The 21,643-nt window shown below is 72.1% G+C and carries 18 protein-coding genes and 1 riboswitch; of the genes, 2 read left to right on the top strand and 16 right to left on the bottom strand.

Features of this window, described 5'->3' with window-relative positions; all coding sequences use genetic code 11:
• Positions 1-336: 336 nt before the first annotated feature.
• Positions 337-1,674 (top strand): CoA transferase, encoded by a 1,338-nt coding sequence (locus M4D53_RS16705; RefSeq protein WP_259955159.1) that lies wholly within the window; start codon positions 337-339, stop codon positions 1,672-1,674.
• A gap of 9 nt (positions 1,675-1,683) precedes the next feature.
• On the opposite strand, the gene M4D53_RS16710 is transcribed toward M4D53_RS16705, so the two are convergent.
• Genes M4D53_RS16710 through M4D53_RS16725 form a run of 4 tightly spaced genes read right to left on the bottom strand, consistent with a single transcriptional unit; the run spans position 1,684 to position 5,289 of the window.
• Positions 1,684-2,496, bottom strand: coding sequence for a DUF4184 family protein (locus M4D53_RS16710; RefSeq protein WP_259955161.1), 813 nt, complete (start codon positions 2,494-2,496; stop codon positions 1,684-1,686).
• 12 nt (positions 2,497-2,508) lie between these two features.
• Positions 2,509-3,810 (bottom strand): tyrosine--tRNA ligase, encoded by a 1,302-nt coding sequence (tyrS, locus tag M4D53_RS16715; RefSeq protein WP_259955162.1) that lies wholly within the window; start codon positions 3,808-3,810, stop codon positions 2,509-2,511.
• A 52-nt stretch (positions 3,811-3,862) separates the two neighbouring features.
• Positions 3,863-4,648, bottom strand: a complete 786-nt coding sequence (locus tag M4D53_RS16720) for a hypothetical protein (protein WP_259955164.1) — start codon at positions 4,646-4,648, stop codon at positions 3,863-3,865.
• The gene (locus tag M4D53_RS16725; RefSeq protein ID WP_187661862.1) at positions 4,645-5,289 is read right to left on the bottom strand and encodes a SatD family protein; all 645 of its coding nucleotides are present in this window, start codon (positions 5,287-5,289) and stop codon (positions 4,645-4,647) included. Before M4D53_RS16725 ends, M4D53_RS16720 begins: the two co-directional genes overlap by 4 nt.
• 59 nt (positions 5,290-5,348) lie before the next feature.
• Between M4D53_RS16725 and M4D53_RS16730 the strand changes: the two genes are divergently transcribed.
• The gene (locus M4D53_RS16730) at positions 5,349-5,933 is read left to right on the top strand and encodes a DUF1349 domain-containing protein (RefSeq protein ID WP_259955166.1); all 585 of its coding nucleotides are present in this window, start codon (positions 5,349-5,351) and stop codon (positions 5,931-5,933) included.
• Between the two features lie 22 nt (positions 5,934-5,955).
• Here the strand turns inward: M4D53_RS16730 and argH are convergent, their stop codons facing one another.
• The 12 genes from argH to pheS all read right to left on the bottom strand — a co-directional run bounded on the left by argH (position 5,956) and on the right by pheS (position 21,580).
• Entirely contained in the window at positions 5,956-7,383 is a 1,428-nt protein-coding gene (gene argH, locus M4D53_RS16735) for an argininosuccinate lyase (protein WP_259955168.1), read from the bottom strand.
• Positions 7,383-8,312, bottom strand: coding sequence for an ornithine carbamoyltransferase (gene argF / locus M4D53_RS16740; protein ID WP_187661865.1), 930 nt, complete (start codon positions 8,310-8,312; stop codon positions 7,383-7,385). Before argF ends, argH begins: the two co-directional genes overlap by 1 nt.
• Positions 8,309-9,514 carry an acetylornithine transaminase gene (locus M4D53_RS16745; protein WP_259955170.1) on the bottom strand — a complete coding sequence of 402 codons (1,206 nt, stop codon included), beginning with the start codon at positions 9,512-9,514 and terminating at the stop codon, positions 8,309-8,311. The genes argF and M4D53_RS16745 overlap by 4 nt, the downstream gene beginning before the upstream one ends.
• Positions 9,511-10,428, bottom strand: a complete 918-nt coding sequence (gene argB, locus M4D53_RS16750; protein WP_259955172.1) for an acetylglutamate kinase — start codon at positions 10,426-10,428, stop codon at positions 9,511-9,513. The genes M4D53_RS16745 and argB overlap by 4 nt, the downstream gene beginning before the upstream one ends.
• The gene (argJ, locus tag M4D53_RS16755; RefSeq protein WP_259955173.1) at positions 10,425-11,582 is read right to left on the bottom strand and encodes a bifunctional glutamate N-acetyltransferase/amino-acid acetyltransferase ArgJ; all 1,158 of its coding nucleotides are present in this window, start codon (positions 11,580-11,582) and stop codon (positions 10,425-10,427) included. Before argJ ends, argB begins: the two co-directional genes overlap by 4 nt.
• The gene (locus M4D53_RS16760) at positions 11,579-12,694 is read right to left on the bottom strand and encodes an N-acetyl-gamma-glutamyl-phosphate reductase (RefSeq protein WP_259955174.1); all 1,116 of its coding nucleotides are present in this window, start codon (positions 12,692-12,694) and stop codon (positions 11,579-11,581) included. The genes argJ and M4D53_RS16760 overlap by 4 nt, the downstream gene beginning before the upstream one ends.
• Positions 12,695-12,933: 239 nt before the next feature.
• On the bottom strand, positions 12,934-15,081 hold the full coding sequence (locus tag M4D53_RS16765; protein ID WP_259955175.1) for a bifunctional hydroxymethylpyrimidine kinase/phosphomethylpyrimidine kinase: 2,148 nt from the start codon (positions 15,079-15,081) through the stop codon (positions 12,934-12,936).
• Positions 15,078-15,926: a hydroxyethylthiazole kinase gene (thiM, locus tag M4D53_RS16770; protein WP_259955176.1), complete on the bottom strand. Its 849-nt coding sequence runs from the start codon at positions 15,924-15,926 to the stop codon at positions 15,078-15,080. The genes M4D53_RS16765 and thiM overlap by 4 nt, the downstream gene beginning before the upstream one ends.
• A riboswitch (TPP riboswitch) is annotated at positions 15,918-16,011 on the bottom strand. (Overlaps the previous gene by 9 nt.)
• 7 nt (positions 16,012-16,018) lie before the next feature.
• The gene (locus M4D53_RS16775) at positions 16,019-16,990 is read right to left on the bottom strand and encodes an NAD-dependent epimerase/dehydratase family protein (protein WP_259955177.1); all 972 of its coding nucleotides are present in this window, start codon (positions 16,988-16,990) and stop codon (positions 16,019-16,021) included.
• Positions 16,991-17,215: 225 nt separating this feature from the next.
• Complete coding sequence (locus M4D53_RS16780) at positions 17,216-17,935, bottom strand: ribonuclease FAU-1 family protein (protein WP_187661873.1); 720 nt, start codon at positions 17,933-17,935, stop codon at positions 17,216-17,218.
• A gap of 58 nt (positions 17,936-17,993) precedes the next feature.
• Entirely contained in the window at positions 17,994-20,540 is a 2,547-nt protein-coding gene (gene pheT / locus M4D53_RS16785; RefSeq protein ID WP_259955178.1) for a phenylalanine--tRNA ligase subunit beta, read from the bottom strand.
• Positions 20,540-21,580, bottom strand: coding sequence for a phenylalanine--tRNA ligase subunit alpha (gene pheS, locus M4D53_RS16790; RefSeq protein ID WP_259955181.1), 1,041 nt, complete (start codon positions 21,578-21,580; stop codon positions 20,540-20,542). The genes pheT and pheS overlap by 1 nt, the downstream gene beginning before the upstream one ends.
• Positions 21,581-21,643: the final 63 nt, after the last annotated feature.

The raw sequence follows: 21,643 nt of genomic DNA on the forward strand, positions 1-21,643 counted from the left end.
GCCATCCCGACCCGCTTGTCAAATCGGCGCGCCGTGCGGATCTCGGATCCGCTGCGCAGCCGCTGACAGCCGCAGAAGGGGTGGATCTCCCATCCTAGACGCAAGCGTCTGATCTCTCAAGTGAGAGAGGATCGGGAGTGGTTCTCCGCTTGAGGGGGGTGAAGCTCTGGGCTTCTCCGCTTCCCTGTGGGGCGAACAAGTAATAAGTTACGTGGATTCCGGGGGTCTGGCAAATCGGGCGCACTCCCCCGGGCGTGTCGCAGCCCCTCATGCGCCTGATTCCCCCGGATCAGCCAGGGTTTCCGGCCACTTCGCCGCCGGGAGTAGCATCTCGCCATGGTCCCCGGTCGTCCCACCTCCGCCGCTGAGCTGCTCGCCCGCGTCGTGATCGAGGCGGGCGGGGACGCGTCGCAGGCCCCGGCGGACTCGGGCCTCCGTGCCCTCGGGGGCGTCCCGCTCTCGTCGCGCACGGCGACCGGCGATCTCGCTCTCGTCAGCGTCGCAGCAGTGGCCCTCGCCGCGGGTATCGATCTCACGCGCGTCGACCCCGTCCGCGTCGCCGTCGCCTACCGGAGCGACAGGTATCTGGAGGTGGGCGGCACTCCCCCTCCCGTGTGGGCGCCCCTCTCCGGGTTCTGGGCGAGCGCGGATGGATGGGTCCGGACACACGGCAACTACCCGCACCACGCCCGCGCGCTTCGCTCCGCGCTGGACCTGGACGACAGGGCAGGAGCGGAGGCCGTGGCCCGCACGCTGGAGACGCTGCACACCGCGGAGGCCGTCCGCCGGATCTCCGAAGCCGGAGGTCTCGCCGTGGCCGTCCGCCCTGAGGACCGCGCGGCCGATGAGGCTCTGCGGCGGACGCCCGTCGTGGACGTCGCGATCACGGAGGCGATCGGCCGACGACGGGGGAAGGACCGACGTCTCCCGTCGCCCGGCGCGGCAGGGCAGGCTCCCCTCGCCGGCGTCCGCGTCCTCGACCTCACGCGGGTGATCGCCGGTCCGGTGTGCACCCGGACCCTCGCGCTCCTCGGCGCGGACGTGCTCCGCATCGACCCGCCGCACCTCCCCGAGCTTCCGTGGCAGCATCTCGACACCGGTCACGGCAAGCGCACCGCGCTGCTCGATGCCCGAGGCGCTGCGCTGCACGACCTCCTGGAGACCGCGGATGCCGTCGTGCTCGGCTATCGTCCTGCGGCCCTGGAGCGCCTGGGCCTCTCCCCCGACGCGCTCGCCGCACGGTATCCGGGCCTGCTCGTCGCCCAGCTCAGCGCCTGGGGCACGTCTCACCCCGAGCGCGCCGGCTTCGACAGCCTGGTCCAGGCGGAGAGCGGCATCGCACTGATCGAGGGCGACGGCGGTCGGCCGGGCGCTCTTCCGGCTCAGGCATTGGACCACAGCGCCGGCTACCTCCTCGCCGCCGCCCTCACGCAACTGCTCCGCCACCGCGACGGGCACTCGCGAGTCGTGCGGACCTCCTTGCGTCGGATCGCCGCCGAGTTGCTCGGGATGCCGCGGACGCCCCACGCGTCGGCGCTCCCCGAGGTGGACGCATCCGGCCACCTGGCCCGCTTCGACGTCGACGGGGAAACGATCGTGACGGCCGCCCCGGCACTCCCCGGCCTGGCGTTCGATGCCCCGCACGGGTGGGGCACGGACGCGCCGCACTGGTGAGGCGCGGGATCAGACCGCAGCGCGCGGCCGCCGCACCGCCAGTACGACGCAGAGGACCAGGGTGAGCACGCCCCACACCGCGCAGGCGGGCGGCAGCACCCGATATGCGAGATGCTGCACCGTGAACTCGGCGGACAGCGGACCGAACGCGAGCAGACCGCCGACCCACGCGATCACGAGGATCACCGGCAGCGAGAGCCACCACGCGACCCGCACGAACGTCGGAAGGACTCGGCGCGCGTCCGCTCGAGGCGTCGCGCGGCGCAGCCGCAGTGCAGCCCAGATCGCCAGGCCCAGCAGGCCGAGGGCACTCGAGCCGTACTGGAGCCACTTGTAGCCGTCGAAGGGACCCCAGGAGTCCGCGAGCGCGGGCAGCAGATCCACGCCCCACCGCGAGTCGTGCGTGAACGCATCCCAGAGGATGTGCGAGAGCACGCCCAGCATCGTCGAGAACACGAGCAGGAACGGATACAGCGGTCGCCAGCCCGCGTACCGCGGGCGGTCATCGCGACTCAGCGCCTCGATCGCCGCCCGGTATCCGGTCGCCCCCCAGCCGGCGGGCAGCCGCACGGACACCCATCCCGGCAGCAGCTCCAGGGTCGCCGGGCGCAGCAGGACACGCCAGAGGAGGAACAGCGCGAGAGCGAGCAGCGTCGTCCACACGAGGTTGACCGGATCGTGCAGGAAGCCGTAGTTGAGGCCGACGTTGCGCAGGAACAGCGAGATGTCCGGCGTCATCGCTCCGATCGCGATCGCCGCGGGGACGAGCGGCGTGCGCACGAACGGCAGCGCGACGATCGCGTGGCTCGGAGTGAACGGCATACGAGGCCGGGGTCAGCCCAGGAAGACGCCGGCGAGGGTCTTCTTCCCGCGACGCAGCACCGAGACACCGCCGGGCAGGGTGCCCTGCACGGTCGCGGCGTCGTCCTCCACCCGCTCCCCGTCGAGTGAGACGCCGCCCTGCGCGATGGCGCGGCGCGCCTCCGACAGGCTCGACACGAGACCGGTGGCGACGAGGGCGTCGACGACCGGAGTTCCGGCTGCGACCGTCGCATGCGGAAGCTCGTCGAGCGCCGTGCGCAAGGTCGCCGGGTCGAGAGTCGTCAGGTCGCCCTGCCCGAACAGCGCCTCGGACGCCGCGATCACGGCCGCCGTCGCCTCGACGCCGTGCACCGTCGCGACGACCTCGAGCGCGAGGCGCTTCTGGGCGGCACGGCGGAACGGCTCGGTCGCCACGAGCTCCGCGTACTCCTCGATCTCGGCCCTGGTCAGGAACGTGAACACCTTGAGGCGCTCGATCACGTCGGCATCGGCCGTGCTGAGCCAGAACTGGTAGAACGCGTACGGGCTCGTGAGCTCCGCGTCGATCCAGATCGCGTTGCCCTCGCTCTTGCCGAACTTCGTGCCGTCGCTGTTGGTGATCAGCGGGGTGCCGATCGCGTGGACGGACACCCCTTCGACCCGGTGGATGAGGTCGGTGCCGCTGGTGAGGTTGCCCCACTGATCGGAGCCGCCCGTCTGCAGCACGCAGTCGTACTGCCGGTAGAGCTCGAGGAAGTCGAGCCCCTGGAGGATCTGGTAGCTGAACTCGGTGTAGCTGATCCCGGCGTCGGAGTTCAGGCGCGCGGCCACCGCGTCCTTCTTCAGCATGGTGCCGACGCGGTAGTGCTTGCCGATCTCGCGGAGGAAATCGATCGCGGAGAGCGGCGCCGTCCAGTCGAGGTTGTTCACCATGCGGGCGGCGTTGTCCCCTTCGAAGCTGAGGTAGCGCTCGACCTGTCCGCGCAGACGGTCGACCCATTCCGCCACCGTCTCGCGGGTGTTGAGCGTGCGCTCCGCGGTGGGCCGCGGGTCGCCGATCAGACCGGTGGACCCACCGACGAGACCGAGCGGCTTGTGCCCGGCGAGCTGGAGGCGGCGGAGCAGGAGCAGCTGGACGAGGTGCCCGAGGTGCAGGCTGGGCGCCGTCGGGTCGAAGCCGCAGTAATACGTGACGGGATCTCCCGCGAGCAGGGCGCGCAGCGCCTCCTGGTCGGTGGACACGTGGACGAGGCCACGCCACACGATCTCGTCCCACACGTTCTCGAACGTGGGGTCGATCGCCTGCGGCGCGGTCGTCAGAGCGGGAGTTGACACGCGCTCCAGGCTAGCAGCGGACGACCGCCCCGCTGCGTCGCGCGGAGGGGTGTCAGCTGTGCGCGGCCCACCACACGAGGAACGCGGCGCCGAGGCCGATGACCCAGCTCACGAGGCTGCCGACGAGGAAGTACTCCGCGCGGGCCCCGGTCTCCCCGTCGCGGGAGATCTCCGGGAAGCGGACGATGCCCTTGGCGGCGAGCATGGCCGCGAGCACGGGGTACGCCGCGGCCAGGGTGAGGATCATCACGAGGACGCGTTCGAGCGGGCCGATGAGCCGCCCGCCCTTGAAGCCGTGGCGAGGATCGGCGGGGATCACCCCCACCGCAGGGGCATCGGCCGCAGGCTGGTCGGTCGGTGCGGATGCGACGACCGGAGGCACCGGCTCCGCCACCTCCGCGGGGCGCCAGGTGTGCTCGCCGTCCAGAGCCGCGCGGACGACGAGGTTGGCGGATTCGAGCAGGAAGACACCGGCGCCGAGCGCGAGCACGGCCAGATCGAACGGCACCTCGCCGAACGGCGAGCGGAGCGTCCAGAGCTCGCCGATGAGACCGGCGGCATTCCTCGATCCGCCCCAGACCACGGCGCCGATGCTGAGGGCGGCCAGCGAGACGGCCGGCCAGAACCCGGCACGGGACGGCCCCTCGTCCGGCATGCTCCAGGCCCACAGCGCTCCGGCACCGAGTCCGAGGAGGGCCGGCAGCAGCGCGTCCCCGCCGATGCCGAGGAGGAGGACCACAGCCGCGGCCACGACGTAGCCGATCCACCGCCGAGGCACGAACTGGCGGACGAGGTCGGTCGCGCCGACGGCCAGGAGGACGAAGCCCGCGAGGATCATGCGGTCTCCCCCCGGAGCGCGGCCACACCCTCGATGACAGCGGCGGCTCCCGCGCTCCGCAGCGATTTGGACACGCTCGGCTGGGAGATGCCCTCCTGGGCGGCGAGCTCCTGCTGGGACCGGCCGACCAGGCGCCCGTACGTGAGGTGGCGCTCGCGCGTGCTCATCGCCCCGACGAGCTCGTCGCGCGCAAGGACATACGCGTTGGACGCGGCGATCACGGTCTCCATGACCTCATCCTGGCCCGGGGCTCCGACAATCCAGGTGCGCGTGCGCGGCACGGCGCGCTGTTCGCGGGCGTGCACGGTCTCGATCGCGGCGCGCGCCGCATACCACCCAGGGCCGTCGGCCAGCTCACCGTGCACCGACGCCACCGGTCGGACCTCGCCGATGCCGACGCCGAAGCGGAACGCGAGGCCCTCAGGGAGCCGGAGCTGGACCATGAGGAGGGAGAGGAGCGCGTCGGGAAGCTCGCGGTAGACGCCCTGCTGCTCGTCCCCTACCGTGGGCGTGAGCGGCTGGACCGCCAGCGGACGGTCGCGTTCGACCTGCGCGATGGTCTCGTCGAGGGCACGCTGTGCGGCGCTCCGGTCCCCGAGCTCTCGGGAACCCACGATGTCGGCGATCACGGCGATGACCATGGGATAACCGTAACATGAATATCCGAGGTTTATGCCTCATATGGCTATAGATAGGAAATATGCCTGATTCACGCATCATCGACTGGACCGACGGCACCTGGACCCACGCCCCCGCGCTGACGCGCATCGACGGGCATCTCGACGCCACCGCGATCGAGGGCAGCGATGCCTGGCGTCACACCGCGTACGGCTTCGTGCACGACTCCGAGCATGCACTGCTCGCCCCGCTGGAGGTCGGTGAAGCGATCGAGGTCGCCTTCCGCGCGCCGTGGGAGGGGCAGTTCGACCAGGCGGGCCTCTTCGTCCGCGCCGATGACGAGCACTGGATCAAGGCGGGAGTCGAGTTCGCCGACGGCCACCTCGGCCTGGGCGCCGTCGTGACCGCCGGCCGCTCGGACTGGTCGGTCGGCTACGTCGACGACTGGCGCGAGAGCGAGATCACCGTCCGGGTCAGCCGCTGGGCGGACGCGATGATCGTGCGGGCCCGCGCGGACGACGGACCGTGGCGACTCGTCAGGGTGGCTCCCTTCGCCGGTGACACGGCCGTCTCCGCAGGACCGTTCCTCGCAGCACCCACCCGGGAGGGCCTGACCGTCCGGTTCACCCGGTGGGAGCGCTCGGCCGCCGACGGCGACCTGCACTGAGGCGCGGTCGCCGCCGGAACGACTACAGGCCGAGCGCGTGCGCGGCGGCCTGCGCGCGGGCGACGAGCTCCGCGCGCTGCTCGGCCACCCGCTCGGGCGCGGTGCCGCCGACACCCGTGCGCGACGCGACGGATCCCTCGATCGTGAGCACCTCGCGCACCGCGGGGACGAGGTGGGGCGACACCGACAGCAGCAGCTCGTCGGAGGCGTCCTCCAGCCCGATCCCCTGTTCCTCGCAGGCGCGCACGAGTGCTCCGGAGATCTCGTGGGCATCGCGGAACGGCACCCGCCGCTTCACCAGCCACTCGGCGACGTCGGTCGCCAGCGAGAACCCCTGGGGGGCGAGCTCGGCCATGCGCTCCGTGTGGAAGCGCAGCGTCGCGACCATCCCCGCGAACGCCGGCAGCACGACCTCGAGCGTCTGCGCGGAGTCGAAGACCGGCTCCTTGTCCTCCTGCAGATCGCGGTTGTAGGCGAGCGGCAGCCCCTTGAGCGTCGCCAGCAGGCCGGACAGGTTACCGATGAGACGCCCGGACTTGCCGCGCGCGAGCTCGGCGATGTCCGGGTTCTTCTTCTGCGGCATGATGCTGGATCCGGTGGAGTAGCCGTCGTCGAGGGTGACGAAGCCGAACTCGCGGGTGTTCCAGAGGATGATCTCCTCGGAGAGCCGGGAGAGGTCGACGCCCGTCATCGCCGCGATGAACGCGAACTCCGCGACGACGTCCCGCGCGGCGGTCCCGTCGAGGGAGTTCTCCGCCGGCCGGTCGAGACCGAGCTCCGTCGCCACGAGGGCGGGGTCGAGGCCCAGCGTCGATCCCGCCAGCGCTCCCCCGCCGTACGGCGAGACACCGGCACGCCGGCGCCAGTCGACGAGACGTTCGAGCTCGCGCACCAGCGGCCACGCGTGAGCCTGGAGGTGATGGGCGAGCAGCACCGGCTGCGCGTGCTGAAGGTGCGTGCGTCCGGGCAGGATCGCGTCGGGGTGCGCCTCGGCCTGCGCCACGAGCGCATCGATCACGCGCAGCAGGTCACGGGCGATCACCCGGGCGTGATCGATCAGGTACATCCGCACGAGAGTGGCGATCTGGTCGTTCCGGCTGCGTCCGGCGCGGAGGCGTCCGCCCAGCTCCGGACCGAGCTCGGCGATCAGCGCCTGCTCGAGCGCACCGTGCACGTCCTCGTCGGTGGGCAGCGGCTGCAGGGTGCCGTCGGCGACCTTGCGCGCCACGGCGTCGAGGCCTTCGTGCATGCGGGCGGCCTCATCCGGTTCGAGGTACCCCGCCGCGGCCAGCGCCGTGGCATGCGCGTGGGAACCCGCGATGTCGTACGGCGCGAGGATCCAGTCGAAGTGCGTCGAACGGCTCAGCTCGACGAGCTCCGGCGACGGACCGGTGGCGAACCGCGCGCCCCAGAGCGCGCCCTCGTTGGTGCCTTCGTGCGAGCCGGCCATCACGCGTCCTTCTTCCCGAGGAGCCAGACCAGCAGGGCCTTCTGGGCGTGCAGACGGTTCTCCGCCTCGTCCCAGACCACGCTCTGCGGACCGTCGATGACGGCGGAGTCGACCTCGTAGCCGCGGTCGGCGGGGAGGCAGTGGATGAAGATCGCGTCGTCGTGCGCGAGCTCCATCGTCTCCGGCGTGACCTTGTAGCCGCCGAGGTCGCGGATCCGCGCGAGCTTCTCCTCCTCCTTGCCCATCGACACCCAGGTGTCGGTGACGACGACGTCAGCGCCCGCGGCCGCCTCGACCGGATCGGTGAAGAGCGTGATCGATCCGCCGGTCTCCCCGGCGCGGCGGTCGGCCGCTTCGATCACGTCGGCGCGCGGCGCGTAGTCCTCCGGCGACGCGATGCGCACGTGCATGCCCGCCGTGACGCCGGCGAGCGCGTAGGAGTGCGCCATGTTGCTCTGGCCGTCGCCGAAGAACGTCAGCGTGAGGCCCTTCAGATCGCCCTTGTGCTCGCGGATCGTCAGCAGGTCGGCGAGGAGCTGGCACGGGTGGAAGTCGTCGGACAGTGCGTTGACCACGGGGACCCGGGTGCCGGCGGCCATCTCTTCCAGGCCCGATTGCGCGTACGTGCGCCACACGATCGCCGCGACCTGGCGCTCGAGGACGCGCGCCGTGTCGGACGGCGTCTCCTTCCCGCCGAGCTGGCTGCTCGCGGTGGAGATGATGAGCGGGGTGCCACCGAGGTCGGCGATCCCCACGGCGAACGAGACGCGCGTCCGGGTGGACGACTTGTCGAAGATCACGGCGACGGTCTGCGGGCCGGCGAGGCTCTTGTCCGCCCAGCGGTCCTTCTTGAGCTCGAGGGCGAGATCGAGGATCTCCGCCTGCTCGGCGGGCGTCAGATCGTCGTCGCGCAGCAGGTGGCGGGTCATGCGGGGACCTTTCCGGTGGCGGAGGAGTGGACGTCGGAGAGAGCGGCGGTGAACAGCTCGCGGAACTCCGCCAGCTCCGCGTCGCCGATGGTGAGTGCCGGCGCGACGCGCACCGTCTCGGGGTTGGCGGCGTTGACGATGAGACCGCGGTCCTGGGCGGCGGCGACCACCGCACCCGCCACGGGCTGGGTGAGCGCGACGCCGACGAGGAGTCCGCGGCCGCGGACGCCCTCGATCAGCGGGGAGTCGATGCCCAGGATGATCTCCCGCAGCTGGGCTCCGCGGCGCGCGGCATTGTCGACGAGGTCGGCGCGCTCGATCTCCGCCAGCACCGCGTCCGCCACGGCCGTCGCGAGCGGGTTCCCGCCGAAGGTGGAGCCGTGCGAGCCGGGCGTGAACAGGGCGCTCGCGGCGCCGTAGGTGACGAGGGCGCCGATCGGGAACCCGCCGCCGATGCCCTTCGCGAGCGTGATGGCGTCGGGCGTGATGCCCTCGTGGCTGAACCCGAACCAGGCGCCGGTCCGTCCTGCCCCTGTCTGGATCTCGTCGACGATGAGCAGGGCTCCGTGTGCGAGGGTCAGCGAGCGCGCGGCGGCGAGGTAGCCCTCGGGGAGCTCGACGACGCCGGCCTCACCCTGGATCGGCTCCACGATGACGGCGGCGACCCGGTCATCCATCGCGGCCTCCAGCGCGTCGATCGTGGCCGGGATGTGCTCGACCCCTCCGGGCATCGGAGCGAACGGCGCGCGCATGGACTCCTTGGCCGTGAGCGCGAGCGAGCCCATCGTGCGGCCGTGGAAGCCGTTCTCCAGCGCCAGGATGCGGGGACGCCCCGCGCCGCCGTGCAGACGGGCGAGCTTGAACGCGGCCTCGTTGGCCTCGGCACCCGAGTTCGAGAAGAAGACCCGACCGTCGATCCCCGCGCCGGCGAGGCGCTTGAGCCGGGCCGCGAGCGCGAGCTGCGGCGGGGTCGCGAAGTAGTTGGAGACGTGCGCGAGGGTGGCGGCCTGCCGCGACACCGCATCGACGAACACCGGGTGCGCGTGCCCGAGCGAGGTCACCGCGATGCCGGCGAGGAAGTCGAGGTAGCGTCGGTCTTCGGCGTCCCACAGGTACGAGCCCTCACCGCGGGTCAGCAGCGCGAGGCGCTCCCCCGCGTTGAGCACGAGATCACGTGCCGCGTCGTCCTGCCAGACGGTCATGCCGTCGCCCCTTTCTCTCCCAGGACCACTTCGGTCCCGATTCCCTTGCTGGTGAACAGTTCGACGAGCACCGAGTGCGGGACCCGTCCGTCGATGATCGCGGCCGCGTCGACGCCACCCTCGACCGCATCGAGGCATGCGCGCATCTTCGGGATCATGCCCGACTCCAGGCGCGGCAGCATCTCCACGAGCGCGCCCGACGTCAGATGCGACACGAGCGAGTCCCGGTTGGGCCAGTCGGCGTACAGCCCCGGCACGTCGGTGAGGATGACGAGCTTGCGCGCACCGAGGGCCACGGCGAGCGCAGCAGCCGCGGCATCCGCGTTGACGTTGAGCGACTGCCCCGGGTGGTCGAGGTCGGGCGCGATGCTCGACACGACCGGGATCCGCCCTGCGGCGAGATGATCGAGCACCGGCGTCGGGTCGACCTGGACCACGTCGCCCACGCGGCCGAGGTCCACCTCCTCGCCGTCGATCATCACACCGCGGCGGCGGCCGCCGAAGAGCCCGGCGTCCTCACCGCTGAGGCCGGTGGCGATGGGGCCGTGCGAGTTGATCTTCGACACGAGCTGCGGGTTCACCTGGCCCGTGAGCACCATCCGCACGACGCCGATGGCCTCGGTGTTGGTGACGCGATATCCGCCCTTGAACTCGCTGGGGATATCCAGGCGCTGGAGCATGTCGGAGATCTGCGGCCCACCGCCGTGCACGACCACCGGCTGCACGCCGACGTAGCGGAGGTACGCGATGTCCTGAGCGAAGGCTTCCTGCAGCTCGTCCGAGACCATCGCGTTGCCGCCGTACTTGACGACGACGATCTGGTCGCGGAACTTCCTCAGCCACGGCAGCGACTCGATGAGGGTGGTCGCCTTCTGGGCCGCGATGTCCGGCGTGGTGTCCTGGATGTCGGTCATGAGGCGTAGGCGCTGTTCTCGTGCACGTAGTCGTGGGTGAGGTCGTTCGTGAGGACCGTGGCGGTGGCCTCCCCGACCTTGAGGTCGATCATCAGGTGCGTCGCTCGCGGCGTCAGGTCGACCTCCTCGCGCGGGCGGTCCGGGCCACCGGCGGTGCACACGCGGACGCCGTTCATCCACACGTCGACGTCGTACGGGTCGAACTGCGCGGCCGTGGTGCCGATCGCCGCGAGCACGCGTCCCCAGTTCGGGTCGTTGCCGAAGATGGCGGCCTTGAACAGGTTGTTGCGGGCCACCGAGCGGCCGACCTCGACGGCATCCTGCTCGGAGACGGCGTGCTGCACCTCGATCGTGATGTCGTGGCTCGCGCCCTCCGCGTCGCCCTGCAGCTTGACCGCGAGCTCCTGGCAGAGCGTGGTGAGCGCCTCGGCGAAGTCGTCGAGATCGGGGGCGACCTCGGAGGCGCCGTTGGCGAGCAGCGTCACCTGGTCGTTGGTCGACATGCAGCCGTCCGAGTCGAGGCGGTCGAACGTGCGTCCCGTCGCCCGACGCAGCGCCTCGTCGGCCTGGAGCGGTTCGAGCACGGCGTCGGTGGTGAGCACCACGAGCATCGTCGCCAGACCGGGGGCGAGCATGCCCGCGCCCTTCGCCATGCCACCGATCGTCCAGCCGTCGCGGGTCACCACAGCGGTCTTCGCAACCGTGTCCGTGGTCATGATGGCGTGCGCGGCGCTCTCCCCGCCGTCCGAGCTCAGCTCGGCGATCGCCTGCGCGGTGCCGGCGAGGACCTTCTCGCGGAAGACCTCGTCGCCCGTCCCGATGAGCCCCGTGGAGCAGACGAGCACGTCGCCCGCGCTGATGCCGAGCAGCTCGGCCGCCTTCTCCGCGGTCTGGTGGGTCGTCTGGAACCCGAAGCTGCCGGTGAAGCAGTTCGCCCCGCCGGAGTTGAGGACGACGGCCTCGACCACGCGGTCCGCGACGGCCTGCTGGGACCAGATGATGGGGTTGGCCTTGGCGCGGTTGCTCGTGAAGACGGCAGCGCCGACCTTCCGGGGGCCGCGGTTGACCACGACGGCGACATCGGGCTTGCCGGTGGACTTGAGTCCGGCGGCGACTCCGGCCGCCTCGAATCCTGCGGGGGCGGTGACGCTCACGGGGCGACTCCGTTCACTGAGAGGGCGCGGGTCTCGGGAAGCCCCAGCGCGATGTTCATGGACTGGACGGCAGCTCCGGCGGTGCCCTTGACGAGGTTGTCGACAGCGGTGACCACCGTCACGCGGTTCGCGGCGCGGTCGATCGCGAGACCGACGAGGGCCGTGTTCGCCCCGAGCACGTCGGCGGTGCGCGGGAAGCTGCCCTCCGGGAGCAGCTGCACGAAGGTCTCGTCGCCGTAGGCGCTCTCCCACGCCCGGCGGATCTCGGCGTCGCTCACCCCTTCGACGATCGGCGCCGTGGAGGTCGCCAGGATGCCGCGCGACATCGGGACGAGGACCGGGGTGAAGGAGATCCGGATGTCCTGGGTCCCTGAGCCTGTCGAAGGGCCTGAGCCTGTCGAAGGGCCTGAGCCTGTCGAGGGGCCTGAGCCTGTCGAAGGGCGGGCGGCGGCGAGCGCCTGTCGGATCTCCGGGATGTGGCGGTGCGTGCCGCCCACCGCATACGGGTTCGCGGAGCCGAGGATCTCGGAGGCGAGGAGGTTCGTCTTCAGGCTCTTGCCCGCCCCGGACGGGCCGACGGCCAGGACGGAGACGATGTCGCCCGGGTCGATCACGCCGGCCGCGACACCGGGGGCGAGGCTGAGGCTCACCGTGGAGGCGTTGCAGCCGGGTGCGGCGATCCGGGTCGCGCCGCGGAGCGCCTCGCGCTGCTTGCCCCCTCCGACGACGAGCTCGGGCACGCCGTACGTCCAGGGCTCGTGGAACGCCCCGCCGTAGAAGGCGTCCCACTCCGTCGAGGAGGTGAGCCGGTGGTCGGCCCCCGCGTCGATCACGAGCGGGGTGTCGCCGAGGGCGTCCGTGTACTGTCCGGACTGGCCGTGCGGGAGGGCGAGGAACACGATGTCGTGTCCGGCGAGGATCTCCGGCGTGGTGTCTTGCAGCGTGAGGTGGGCGAGCGAGCGGAGGTGCGGCTGATGGGCGACGAGGGGCTGTCCGGCGTTCGAGTGCGCCGTGACGGTGCGGATCTCGACGTCGGGGTGTGCGGCCAGGAGGCGCAGGATCTCGCCGCCTGCGTAGCCGGAGGCGCCGGAGACGGCGACGGAATACGTCATGCTTCTACCTTAACGGTCGGGTCCTCGACGATCTCGGGACCGGGGGCGGGGCCGGAGGCGGCGACACCGGCACTCGACCGCCGCGCGGACGCAGGCAGAAGGGCGGGGTCGCCTAGAATCGGCGGCCGCGACGTCGGCGCACGGCGATGACGCTCGGGACGAGCGTCGAAGGAGCGGTGGCGACCGAAGGCATGCGGCGACGATAGCGCGGGCGCGTCCGGCACCGCAAATCCCGGGCGTCACACGACAGCGCGCGCGACCGGTGCGGCGAAGAAGGCGCGTTCGTGTGCGCTCGAGGTGAGGAAGGCGCGCCGCATCCGTTCCCGGCCGATGTCGTCGGTCCTCGCGGCCGCAGCGGCGACATGCGCGACGGCCTGCCGCGTGGCCTCCGCGAAGGCCGGATCCGCGTAGGTCGCGAGCCACGACGCGTAGGGATGCCCGGGGTCGCGGGGCGCCGCGCCGAACGCCCCGGCATGGAGTCGCTCCCCCAGGTCGGTGTAGAGCCAGAAGCACGGCAGCACTGCCGCGATCAGCGCGGCGTAGTCGCCGCCGAACGCGACCGCGCGCAGATGGTCGAGGTAGGCGATCGTCGCCGGGGCCGGCTCGGTGGCGAAGGTGGCGCCGCTCACCCCGGTCTCCGGTGTCAGCCACGACGCGTGCAGCTCCAGCTCTCCGCGGATCGCACCGTGCGCGGCCTCGGCCCAGAACGCCTGCTCGTCGGGGGTCGGGGCGAGGCGCGACGCCTCCGCGAGCACCCTGGCGTACTCGCGAAGGTACAGGGCGTCCTGCGCGAGGTAGAAGACGAAGGCATCGCGGTCGAGCGTCCCGTCGGCGAGCGCACGCACAAAGGGCAGCGCATCGATGTCGCGGCGGATCGCGGCAGTCTCATCCCACCAGGCCACGGCCACCTCCTCCGGCGTCGACCGGGTCTCGACCCCGCCGCGTGCCCAGAGTCCCGCGAAGGGATGGATCGGGCCGTGTCCTCGCCCGATCTCCAGGTCGTCCGCCGCGCGGAGGGACTCCCGCAACCAGGCGCGCGCGGCGCGGACCGCGGTCGCGGGATCGTCGCCCCGCGCCAGTCGTGTGGCCAGAGCCGCGGACAGCGAGCAGCCGGTGCCGTGGGTGTTCTCCGTCATGATGCGCGCCCCGGGGAACTCCACGTGCGTACCGGCTGCCGTGTCGATCAGGGCGTCCGGTGCCTCGTCCCCGGGCAGATGCCCGCCCTTCACCAGCACCGCGGTCCCCGTATCGGCCGACAGCTCCTGCGCCGCGGCGAGCGCGTCCGCCCAGCCCGCCACCTCGCGCCCCGCGAGGACGGCGAGTTCGGCGAGGTTCGGGGTGACCACGGTCGCCAGGGAGAGCAGGCCCCGCAGCTCGCGCTCTGCGTCGGGATCGAGCAGTCGGTCTCCCGAGGTGGCGATCATGACGGGGTCCAGCACGACGATCGGGGGCTGCGTCGTCCGGAGCCAGGCGGCGACCGTGCGGATCACCTCCCCGTCCGCGAGCATGCCGATCTTCACGGCGTCGATGCGGATGTCGTCGGCGACAGCGTCGAGCTGCGCCCGCAGGAACTCCGCGGGAGGGACATGCACGGCGCGGACGCCCTGCGTGTTCTGCGCGGTCAGGGCTGTGAGGGCTGCCATGCCGTAGCCCCCGTTCGCGGCGATCGCCTTGAGATCGGCCTGGATGCCCGCACCTCCGGACGGATCGCTGCCGGCGATGCTGAGCACGTGCGGCACCGCCCGTGCGAACCAGTGTCGCCGGAAGGCCGCGGCGGCGGCCCGGGGGTCCTCTGCCGCGCACAGCGCCGAGACCACCGCGATCCCGGACGCGCCGGCCTCACGCAACGCCGCCGCGTCCTCCAGGTCCACCCCACCGATCGCGACGCACGGCAGCGGACTGCGCGCGACGAATGCGGCGAAGCCGTCGACGCCGAGCGGCACCGGATGGTCGGGCTTCGTGCGCGTGGGGCGGATGACGCCGACCCCGAGGTAGTCCACCGTGCCCGGCGGCAGGGCGGCGACCTCGTCGAGGTGCGCGGAGGTGTTCGCCGTGAGCCCGATCAACGCCTCCGGGCCGAGAAGCTCGCGCGCGCGGAGCACCGAGGCATCCGCCTGGCCGAGGTGCACCCCGTCCACCCTGGCACCGCGACGACGGGCCTCGACGGCCGCATCGAGGCGATCGTTCACGACGAGCAGCGCGCGACCGTCGATGGCCGCGGACAGGGCGAGGAGCTGCTCGACGGTCTCCTCGTCCGTCGCCTTCTTGTCGCGCAGCTGCACGATGCGGACACCGCCGGCCACCGCTTCGCGGACGGTCGCGACCACCCCGCGAGCGCCGCACAGCGACCGATCGGTGACGAGGTACAGGGACAGGTCGACGGTCATCGGGCCTCCTCCTCGACGCGGGCGCGGGCGCGGAGATCCGCCGGGGTCACGGCGGACAGGGCGTCGAGCAGTGCGACGGCGAAGCTGCCCGGTCCGCGGGAGATCTCCGCCGCCTGCTCGGCTGCGACCGTGTAGACGAGGGTCGCCGCGGCCACCGCCGTCAGCGCATCTGTCGCGGAGCCACGGGCCACCCCGAGGAACGCCGCCATCACCGCGCCCAGGGCACACCCGCCGCCGGTCACCCGTGTGAGGAGGTCATGCCCGTTGGCGATGCGGATCACCCGCTCCCCGTCGGTGAGGAGGTCGACCGGGCCCGAGACGGCGACCACGGAACCGTACCGGTGGGCGAGCTCGCGGGCCGCCGCAGCCGCCGCCTCGGTCCCGTCCGTCGCGTCGACACCGCGGCCGCCACTGCTGTGTCCGGCCAGCGCGAGGATCTCCGACGCGTTGCCGCGGATGGCGGTGGGGCGCAGCGCGGCGAGCTCGTGCGCGAGCGCCGTCCGCACCGGGAGGGCGCCGATCGCAACGGGATCGAGCACCCACGGCGTGCCGGCGGCGAGCGCTCCCACCACGGCCTCCCTGCTCGCCTCCCGCTGCTCCGGGGTCGGCGTCCCGAGGTTGATGAGAAGCCCCGACGCGGCAGCGGCGAACGGCTCGGCCTCGCCGACGATGTCGACCATGGCCGGTGACGCCCCGAGCGCCAGCAGCACGTTGGCGGTGAACCCCGTCACGACGGCGTTCGTGATGCAGTGCGTCAACGGCGGCGTGGCCCGGACCTCCTCCCGCAGCCTTCCCGCCGTGACGGCGAGGTCGAGGACGGATTGCGGACGCACAGGATCGCTCATCGGCGGCATCCCTTCGCTAGTACGAACTAGATCAGGTTCGACGGGTGTGATCTCAGCCGCGGATGCGGCACCCCGTGTCACTGCCTCGCAGTCTAGCGAGCGAGGGCGTCGAGCAGCGCCCGCTCCTCCGTCCGCGTGAGTCCGGCGCGGCGCTCCCGGTCCACGCCCCGTTCGCGCTCGTCCGCTACGACATGCTCCGCCGTCTCGTCGAGGGGGCGGAGCGGGCCCCCGCTGCGCCGGTACCGCGCATTCGAGCGGGTCATGAATCCGCGCATGTCGGGCGGCAGCCACAGCGGCAGCGAGCGCGGCCCCGCCCAGTACGCGACGCCTTCGGCGACGAGGCGCTCCTCCGTGCCGACGACGACCGACCCGGCGTGCCCCGTGGCCGCGCGCACCGTCCGGAGCACGTCCTCCAGGTCGCGCACGTCGCCGATCGCGTTCACGGCACCGGTGACGGTGGCGGACACGACGAACGCGGCGACGTCCTCGACGTCGATGACCTGCGTCGTGCGCCCTTCGAGCGGTGGAAGCAGCACCGGCTCATCCAGGGCCCGGAGGAACGCCGCCGCCCAGTAGCCGAAGCGATCGCTCGGGTCGCCGTCGCCGACGATGAGGCCGGGCCGGACGAGGAGTGCGCGATCGCCGACGCCCTCCTGCACGGCATCCTCCGCCGCGACCTTCTGTCGCGCGTAGTCGTCGTCCTCACCGGCCTGCGCCGCCGGGTGCCGCGATGCCGACTCGTCGGTCCCGACCGTCTCGTCGTCGCGGTACACCGACATCGACGAGATGTACGTCCACCGAGCGGCACGGTCGCCGAGCGCACGGACCGCCCCGGAGACATGATCGGCGCGGGAGGAGACGTCGACGACGTGGTCCCAGTCCGTGCGCGACACGACGTCGTAGGCGGCCTCCTCATCGCGGTCCGCGAGAACGAGGGTCGCTCCCGGCGGCGCCGGGCGTCCGCCGCGGGCCAGGCAGGTCACGGTCGCCCCCGCCCCGAGCGCATGCGCGGCGATGCGCCCCGACAGCCATCCGGTTCCCCCGAGGATCAGAACATCCGTCATGTGCCCATGTCATCAGGATCGACGACTCGGGGGAAGGGCCTCCGCTCAGAGCGGAGCGGCAGGACAGGCCGTCACGCGAGTACAGGCGTCACGCGAGCGCAGCCCACCACGCGAGCACAGGCCATCACGCAAGCACAGGCCACCGGCACTGCTGTCGCCTGATGCCGCGCGAACGCCTGATCCCGCGCGGCCTCGGCGCCGTCGCGGAGGGCGGCCCCGAAGCGGTTAGGGGACGACGATCTCGTCGAGGCCGTCCAACACCGGGATGCTCCAGGACGGGTCCGGTCGCCAGTCGATCCACTCCCGATCGAACGGCCAGTCGCCGGCATGGAAAGACGCGATGGCCGCGACCGCGTGCCGCTCGATCTGCGCCGCCTGCGCGGCGGTCAGCCGCCCCTGGTCGACGGCGGCGACCAGCTCGTCCTCGTCCTTCATCGCCACGCGCCCGTCCTGTGCGATCTCGACGTCGAGGACGTGATCGGAGGTGTAGGTGGCACTGTCGGTGCGCAGGTGCGCGTTCTCGAGGTTGACGTACCAGCCGGCGAAGTCCCACGTCGTCCCGGTGGCCGCGCTCCAGAACAGCCAGACCGACCACGGCACCCCCGCGGGCGCGATGCGCAGGATGCCGTTGCCCCACCACTCCTCGACGATCCGGCGCCGGGGCTCCCGCCACCGCCGATCGAGCGGGACGGTCCGGATGCGCTCCCCGTCCCGCGTGCCCTGGCCTTCCTGCTGCGTCCCGGCGGCAAGCCACGCGACGAGACCGCGCTCATCGTCACGGACGACGCGCATGGGGGTGACGGTCGCTGCCTCCCCCGTGGTCCACCCCGGCTTGCGGTAGTGCCAGTCGAGCTGCGCACCCGGCGAGAGGAACGGCCCCTCCCCGAGCGATCGCGCTCCGGCGGGGACCGAGGGTGGCGTGGGCTGCAGGAGGAGGCTCGTCATCCGGCCACGCTATCGCGAGAGCGCACGGCTCCCCGGAAGGGGCCGTGCGCTCTCCCGGTCAGTCGCGGAGGGCGGCGCCGAAGCGCTCCGCGGCCACGGCGACGCCCGCCATCTTCGCCGCGGAGGCCTCCGCGGCGGTCAGCGTGCGGTCGTCGGCGCGGAAGCGCAGGGCGAACGTCAGCGACTTCGATCCCTCGGGCACGCCCTCGCCGCGGTAGTCGTCCACGAGCCGGACGGACTCCAGCAGTGCACCCGCGCCCTCCGCGAGAGCCGCGCGGACCTCGCCCGCCGGCACCTCGGCCGGGAGCGTGAGCGAGACGTCCTGCGTCGCGGCCGGGAACGTGGAGAGCGATGCCGCCACGATGCGTCCGCCGGCGAGCGTGAGCAGCCGGTCGAGGTCGAGCTCCAGCACGGTGGCGCGACCCGGCAGGTCAGCCTCCTCGGCGACGGCGGGATGCAGCTCGCCGACGTAGCCGACCTCCTCGCCGGCGGCGACGAGCGCACCGGTGCGTCCGGGGTGGAGCGCGGCGCGCTGCGTCTGCACGACGTCGATCTCGATGCCCGCCGCGGCCCCGATCACGCGGACCGCGTCGAGCGCCTCGACGAGCCCGGCGGCCTCGGCGGCACGACCCGGCTGGCGCGGCGACACGTTGCCGGTCAGCAGCACCGCGACGTGGCGCTCCTGCGGCGGGATGGAGGCGTCGAGCGCGGCGAGCACCTCATCCGACGGCCGGACGCCGAGCGGCGGGACCTCGGCGGTGCCGTACTCCACGCCCGGCTCCGGGACGAACACGGCGCCCGTCTCGAACAGCGCGAGGTCGGTGAGCCCGCGCGAGATGTTGCGGTGCGCGGTCTGCAGCAGACCGGGGATGAGTGAGCGCCGTAGGAACGGCACCTGCCCGTCGAGCGGGTTCGCGAGGCGGATGCTGGGCAGGTGCTCACCGGACGCGGAGCCGTGCAGATCGTTCTGCGCCTCGGTCGTGAACGGGAACGCCGGGGTCTCGACGAATCCTGCGGCGGCGAGAGCGTTCACCACGCGGCGACGCCCCTGCTGATGTGCCGTGAGACCGCGGCCGGACGGCGGCGTCGGCAGCACGGAGGGGATGCGGTCGAGCCCGTGGATGCGGGCGACCTCCTCGGCGAGTGTCCACTTGTCGGTGAGGTCGGGGCGCCAGGTCGGCGGGATGACCGTCCACCCGGAGTCACCCTGGGTCCCTGAGCCTTCGGCCTGGGTCCCTGAGCCTGTCGAAGGGCTGACCTCGGCCCCGATCGTCGTCAGCGCGCCGGTGATCTCGTCGTCGGTGTAGTCGACGCCGATCAGCCCCTGCACGAAGCCGCGCGGGAGCTCGATCTCGGCGACGAACACCTCGGCGAAGAGCGCTCCGCCCTCCTCCGTGAGCGTGCCGCCGGCGAGCTCGACCATGAGGTCGGCTGCGCGGCGGGCCGCGACGAAGGGGATCAGCGGGTCGACGCCGCGCTCGAAGCGCTTGGACGCCTCGCTCGGGAGCTTGTGCCGACGGGCCGTGCGGGCGATGGTCGTCGCGTCGAAGGTCGCCGCCTCGATGAGGACGTTCCGAGTGGTGTCGCTCATCTCGGTGGTGCCGCCGCCCATGACGCCGGCGAGGCCGATGGGACCGGAGTCGTCGGTGATGAGGAGGTCTTCGACGTGCAGCTTCCGCTCCACGCCGTCGAGCGTGGTCATCTTCTCCCCCGGCGTCGCGCGCCGGACGGTGATGCCGCCCGTGAGCTTGTCCAGGTCGTAGCCGTGCAGCGGCTGCCCGACCTCGAGCATGACGTAGTTCGTGATGTCGATGAGCACACCCAGCGACCGCATGCCGGCGAGGCTCAGGCGCGCGATCATCCACGGCGGAGTCGGCCGCGACGGATCGACGTCGCGCACGACCCGGGTGACGAACTCGCTCGCGCCGACCTTGCCCCGCACCGGCGCCTGGTCGTCCACCACGGCGGTGTGTCCGGAGCCGGGCTGCAGCTCGGCGAAGTCACGCTCGGCCGGGTCGCGGAACGCCGCCCCCGTGGCGTGGGAGTACTCACGGGCGACACCGCGCACCGAGAACGCGTAGCCGCGGTCCGGCGTGACATTGATCTCCACCGCGACGTCGTCGAGGCCCAGCAGCGCGATCGCGTCCGTGCCCACGCGCGCATCGATGCCGAGGTCGCTCAGCACGACGATGCCGTTGTGCTCGTCGCCGAGCCCCAGCTCGCGCGCCGAGGCGATCATGCCGTCGGACACGTGGCCGTAGGTCTTGCGGGCGGCGATGGGGAACGGGCCGGGGAGGACAGCGCCGGGCAGGGTCACGACGACCTTGTCTCCGACGACGAAGTTGTGCGCGCCGCAGACGATCCCACGGACGCCGCCGTGCTCGGGGCCGACGTCCACCTGGCACCAGTTGATCGTCTTGCCGTTCGACTGGGGTTCCGGCTCGAGGGAGACGACCTGGCCGACCACCACGGGACCCGTGATGTCGAACCGGTGCACGTCCTCCTCTTCGAAGCCGACGGTCACCAGTGCCGCGAGGACGTCCTCGGGCGTGGCATCCGCTGCCAGATCGACGTACTCACGCAGCCACGAAAGCGGGACGCGCATCACACCACCATCCCGAACTGCTCGCTGAAACGGACATCGCCCTCGGCCATGTCGCGCATGTCCTGCACATCGCTGCGGAACATCAGGCCCCGCTCGATGCCCATGCCGAACGCGAAGCCGCTGTACACCTCCGGGTCGATCCCGGCCGCGCGCAGCACGTTCGGGTTGACCATGCCGCAGCCGCCCCACTCGATCCAGCGCGCGCCACCCTTGAAGGTCGGGTGCCACAGGTCGAGCTCGGCGGAGGGCTCGGTGAAGGGGAAGTAGTTCGTGCGGAAGCGGGTCTTGGCCTCCGGACCGAAGAGCTGCTTCGCGAAGTGGTCGAGCGTGCCTTTGAGGTGCGCCATCGTGATGCCCTTGTCGACGACCAGGCCCTCGAACTGCGTGAAGACCGGGAGGTGCGTGGCGTCGAACTCGTCGGTGCGGTACACGCGGCCCGGGCACAGCACGTAGATCGGGACCTCGCGGTCGAGCATCGACCGCACCTGCACGGGGCTCGTGTGCGTACGCATGACGAGGTGGCGCGACGTCGGGTCGACGTAGAAGGTGTCCTGCTCCTGACGGGCGGGGTGATCGACGTCGAAGTTCAGGGCGTCGAAGTTGAACCACTCGTGCTCGAGCTCCGGCCCCTCCGCGATCTCCCACCCCATGCCGACGAAGATGTCCTCGACGTGGTCCTGCAGGAGGGCCAGCGGGTGGCGGGCGCCCACGCGCGTCCGCGACGGGACGGCGGTGATGTCGACGCGCTCGGCCTCCAGACGCGCGGCGACCTCGGCGGCGGCCAGCTCGGCCTCCTTCGCCGCGAGCGCCTGGTTCACACGACCGCGGCCCTGACCGACGAGCTTGCCGAACGCGGCCTTGTTCTCGGGGGCGACCTGGCGCATCGAGGCGTTCAGGACCGCGAGCGGCGATCCCTCCGCGACGTGCGCCGCACGGGCGGCTTTCAGCGCGGCGGTGTCGGCGGCCGCCTCGATCGCCGCGAGGGCGTCGGCGACAGCGGCTTCGACCGCTTCGGGGGTGATTTCCGGAGACTCTGACACGGGAGTCGAGTCTAGCGGGGGGGGGGGGGGGGGCCCCCCCCGGGGGGGGGGGGCCCCCCCCCC

The organism is Microbacterium meiriae (genome assembly GCF_025143875.1).
Classification (GTDB): domain Bacteria; phylum Actinomycetota; class Actinomycetes; order Actinomycetales; family Microbacteriaceae; genus Microbacterium; species Microbacterium meiriae.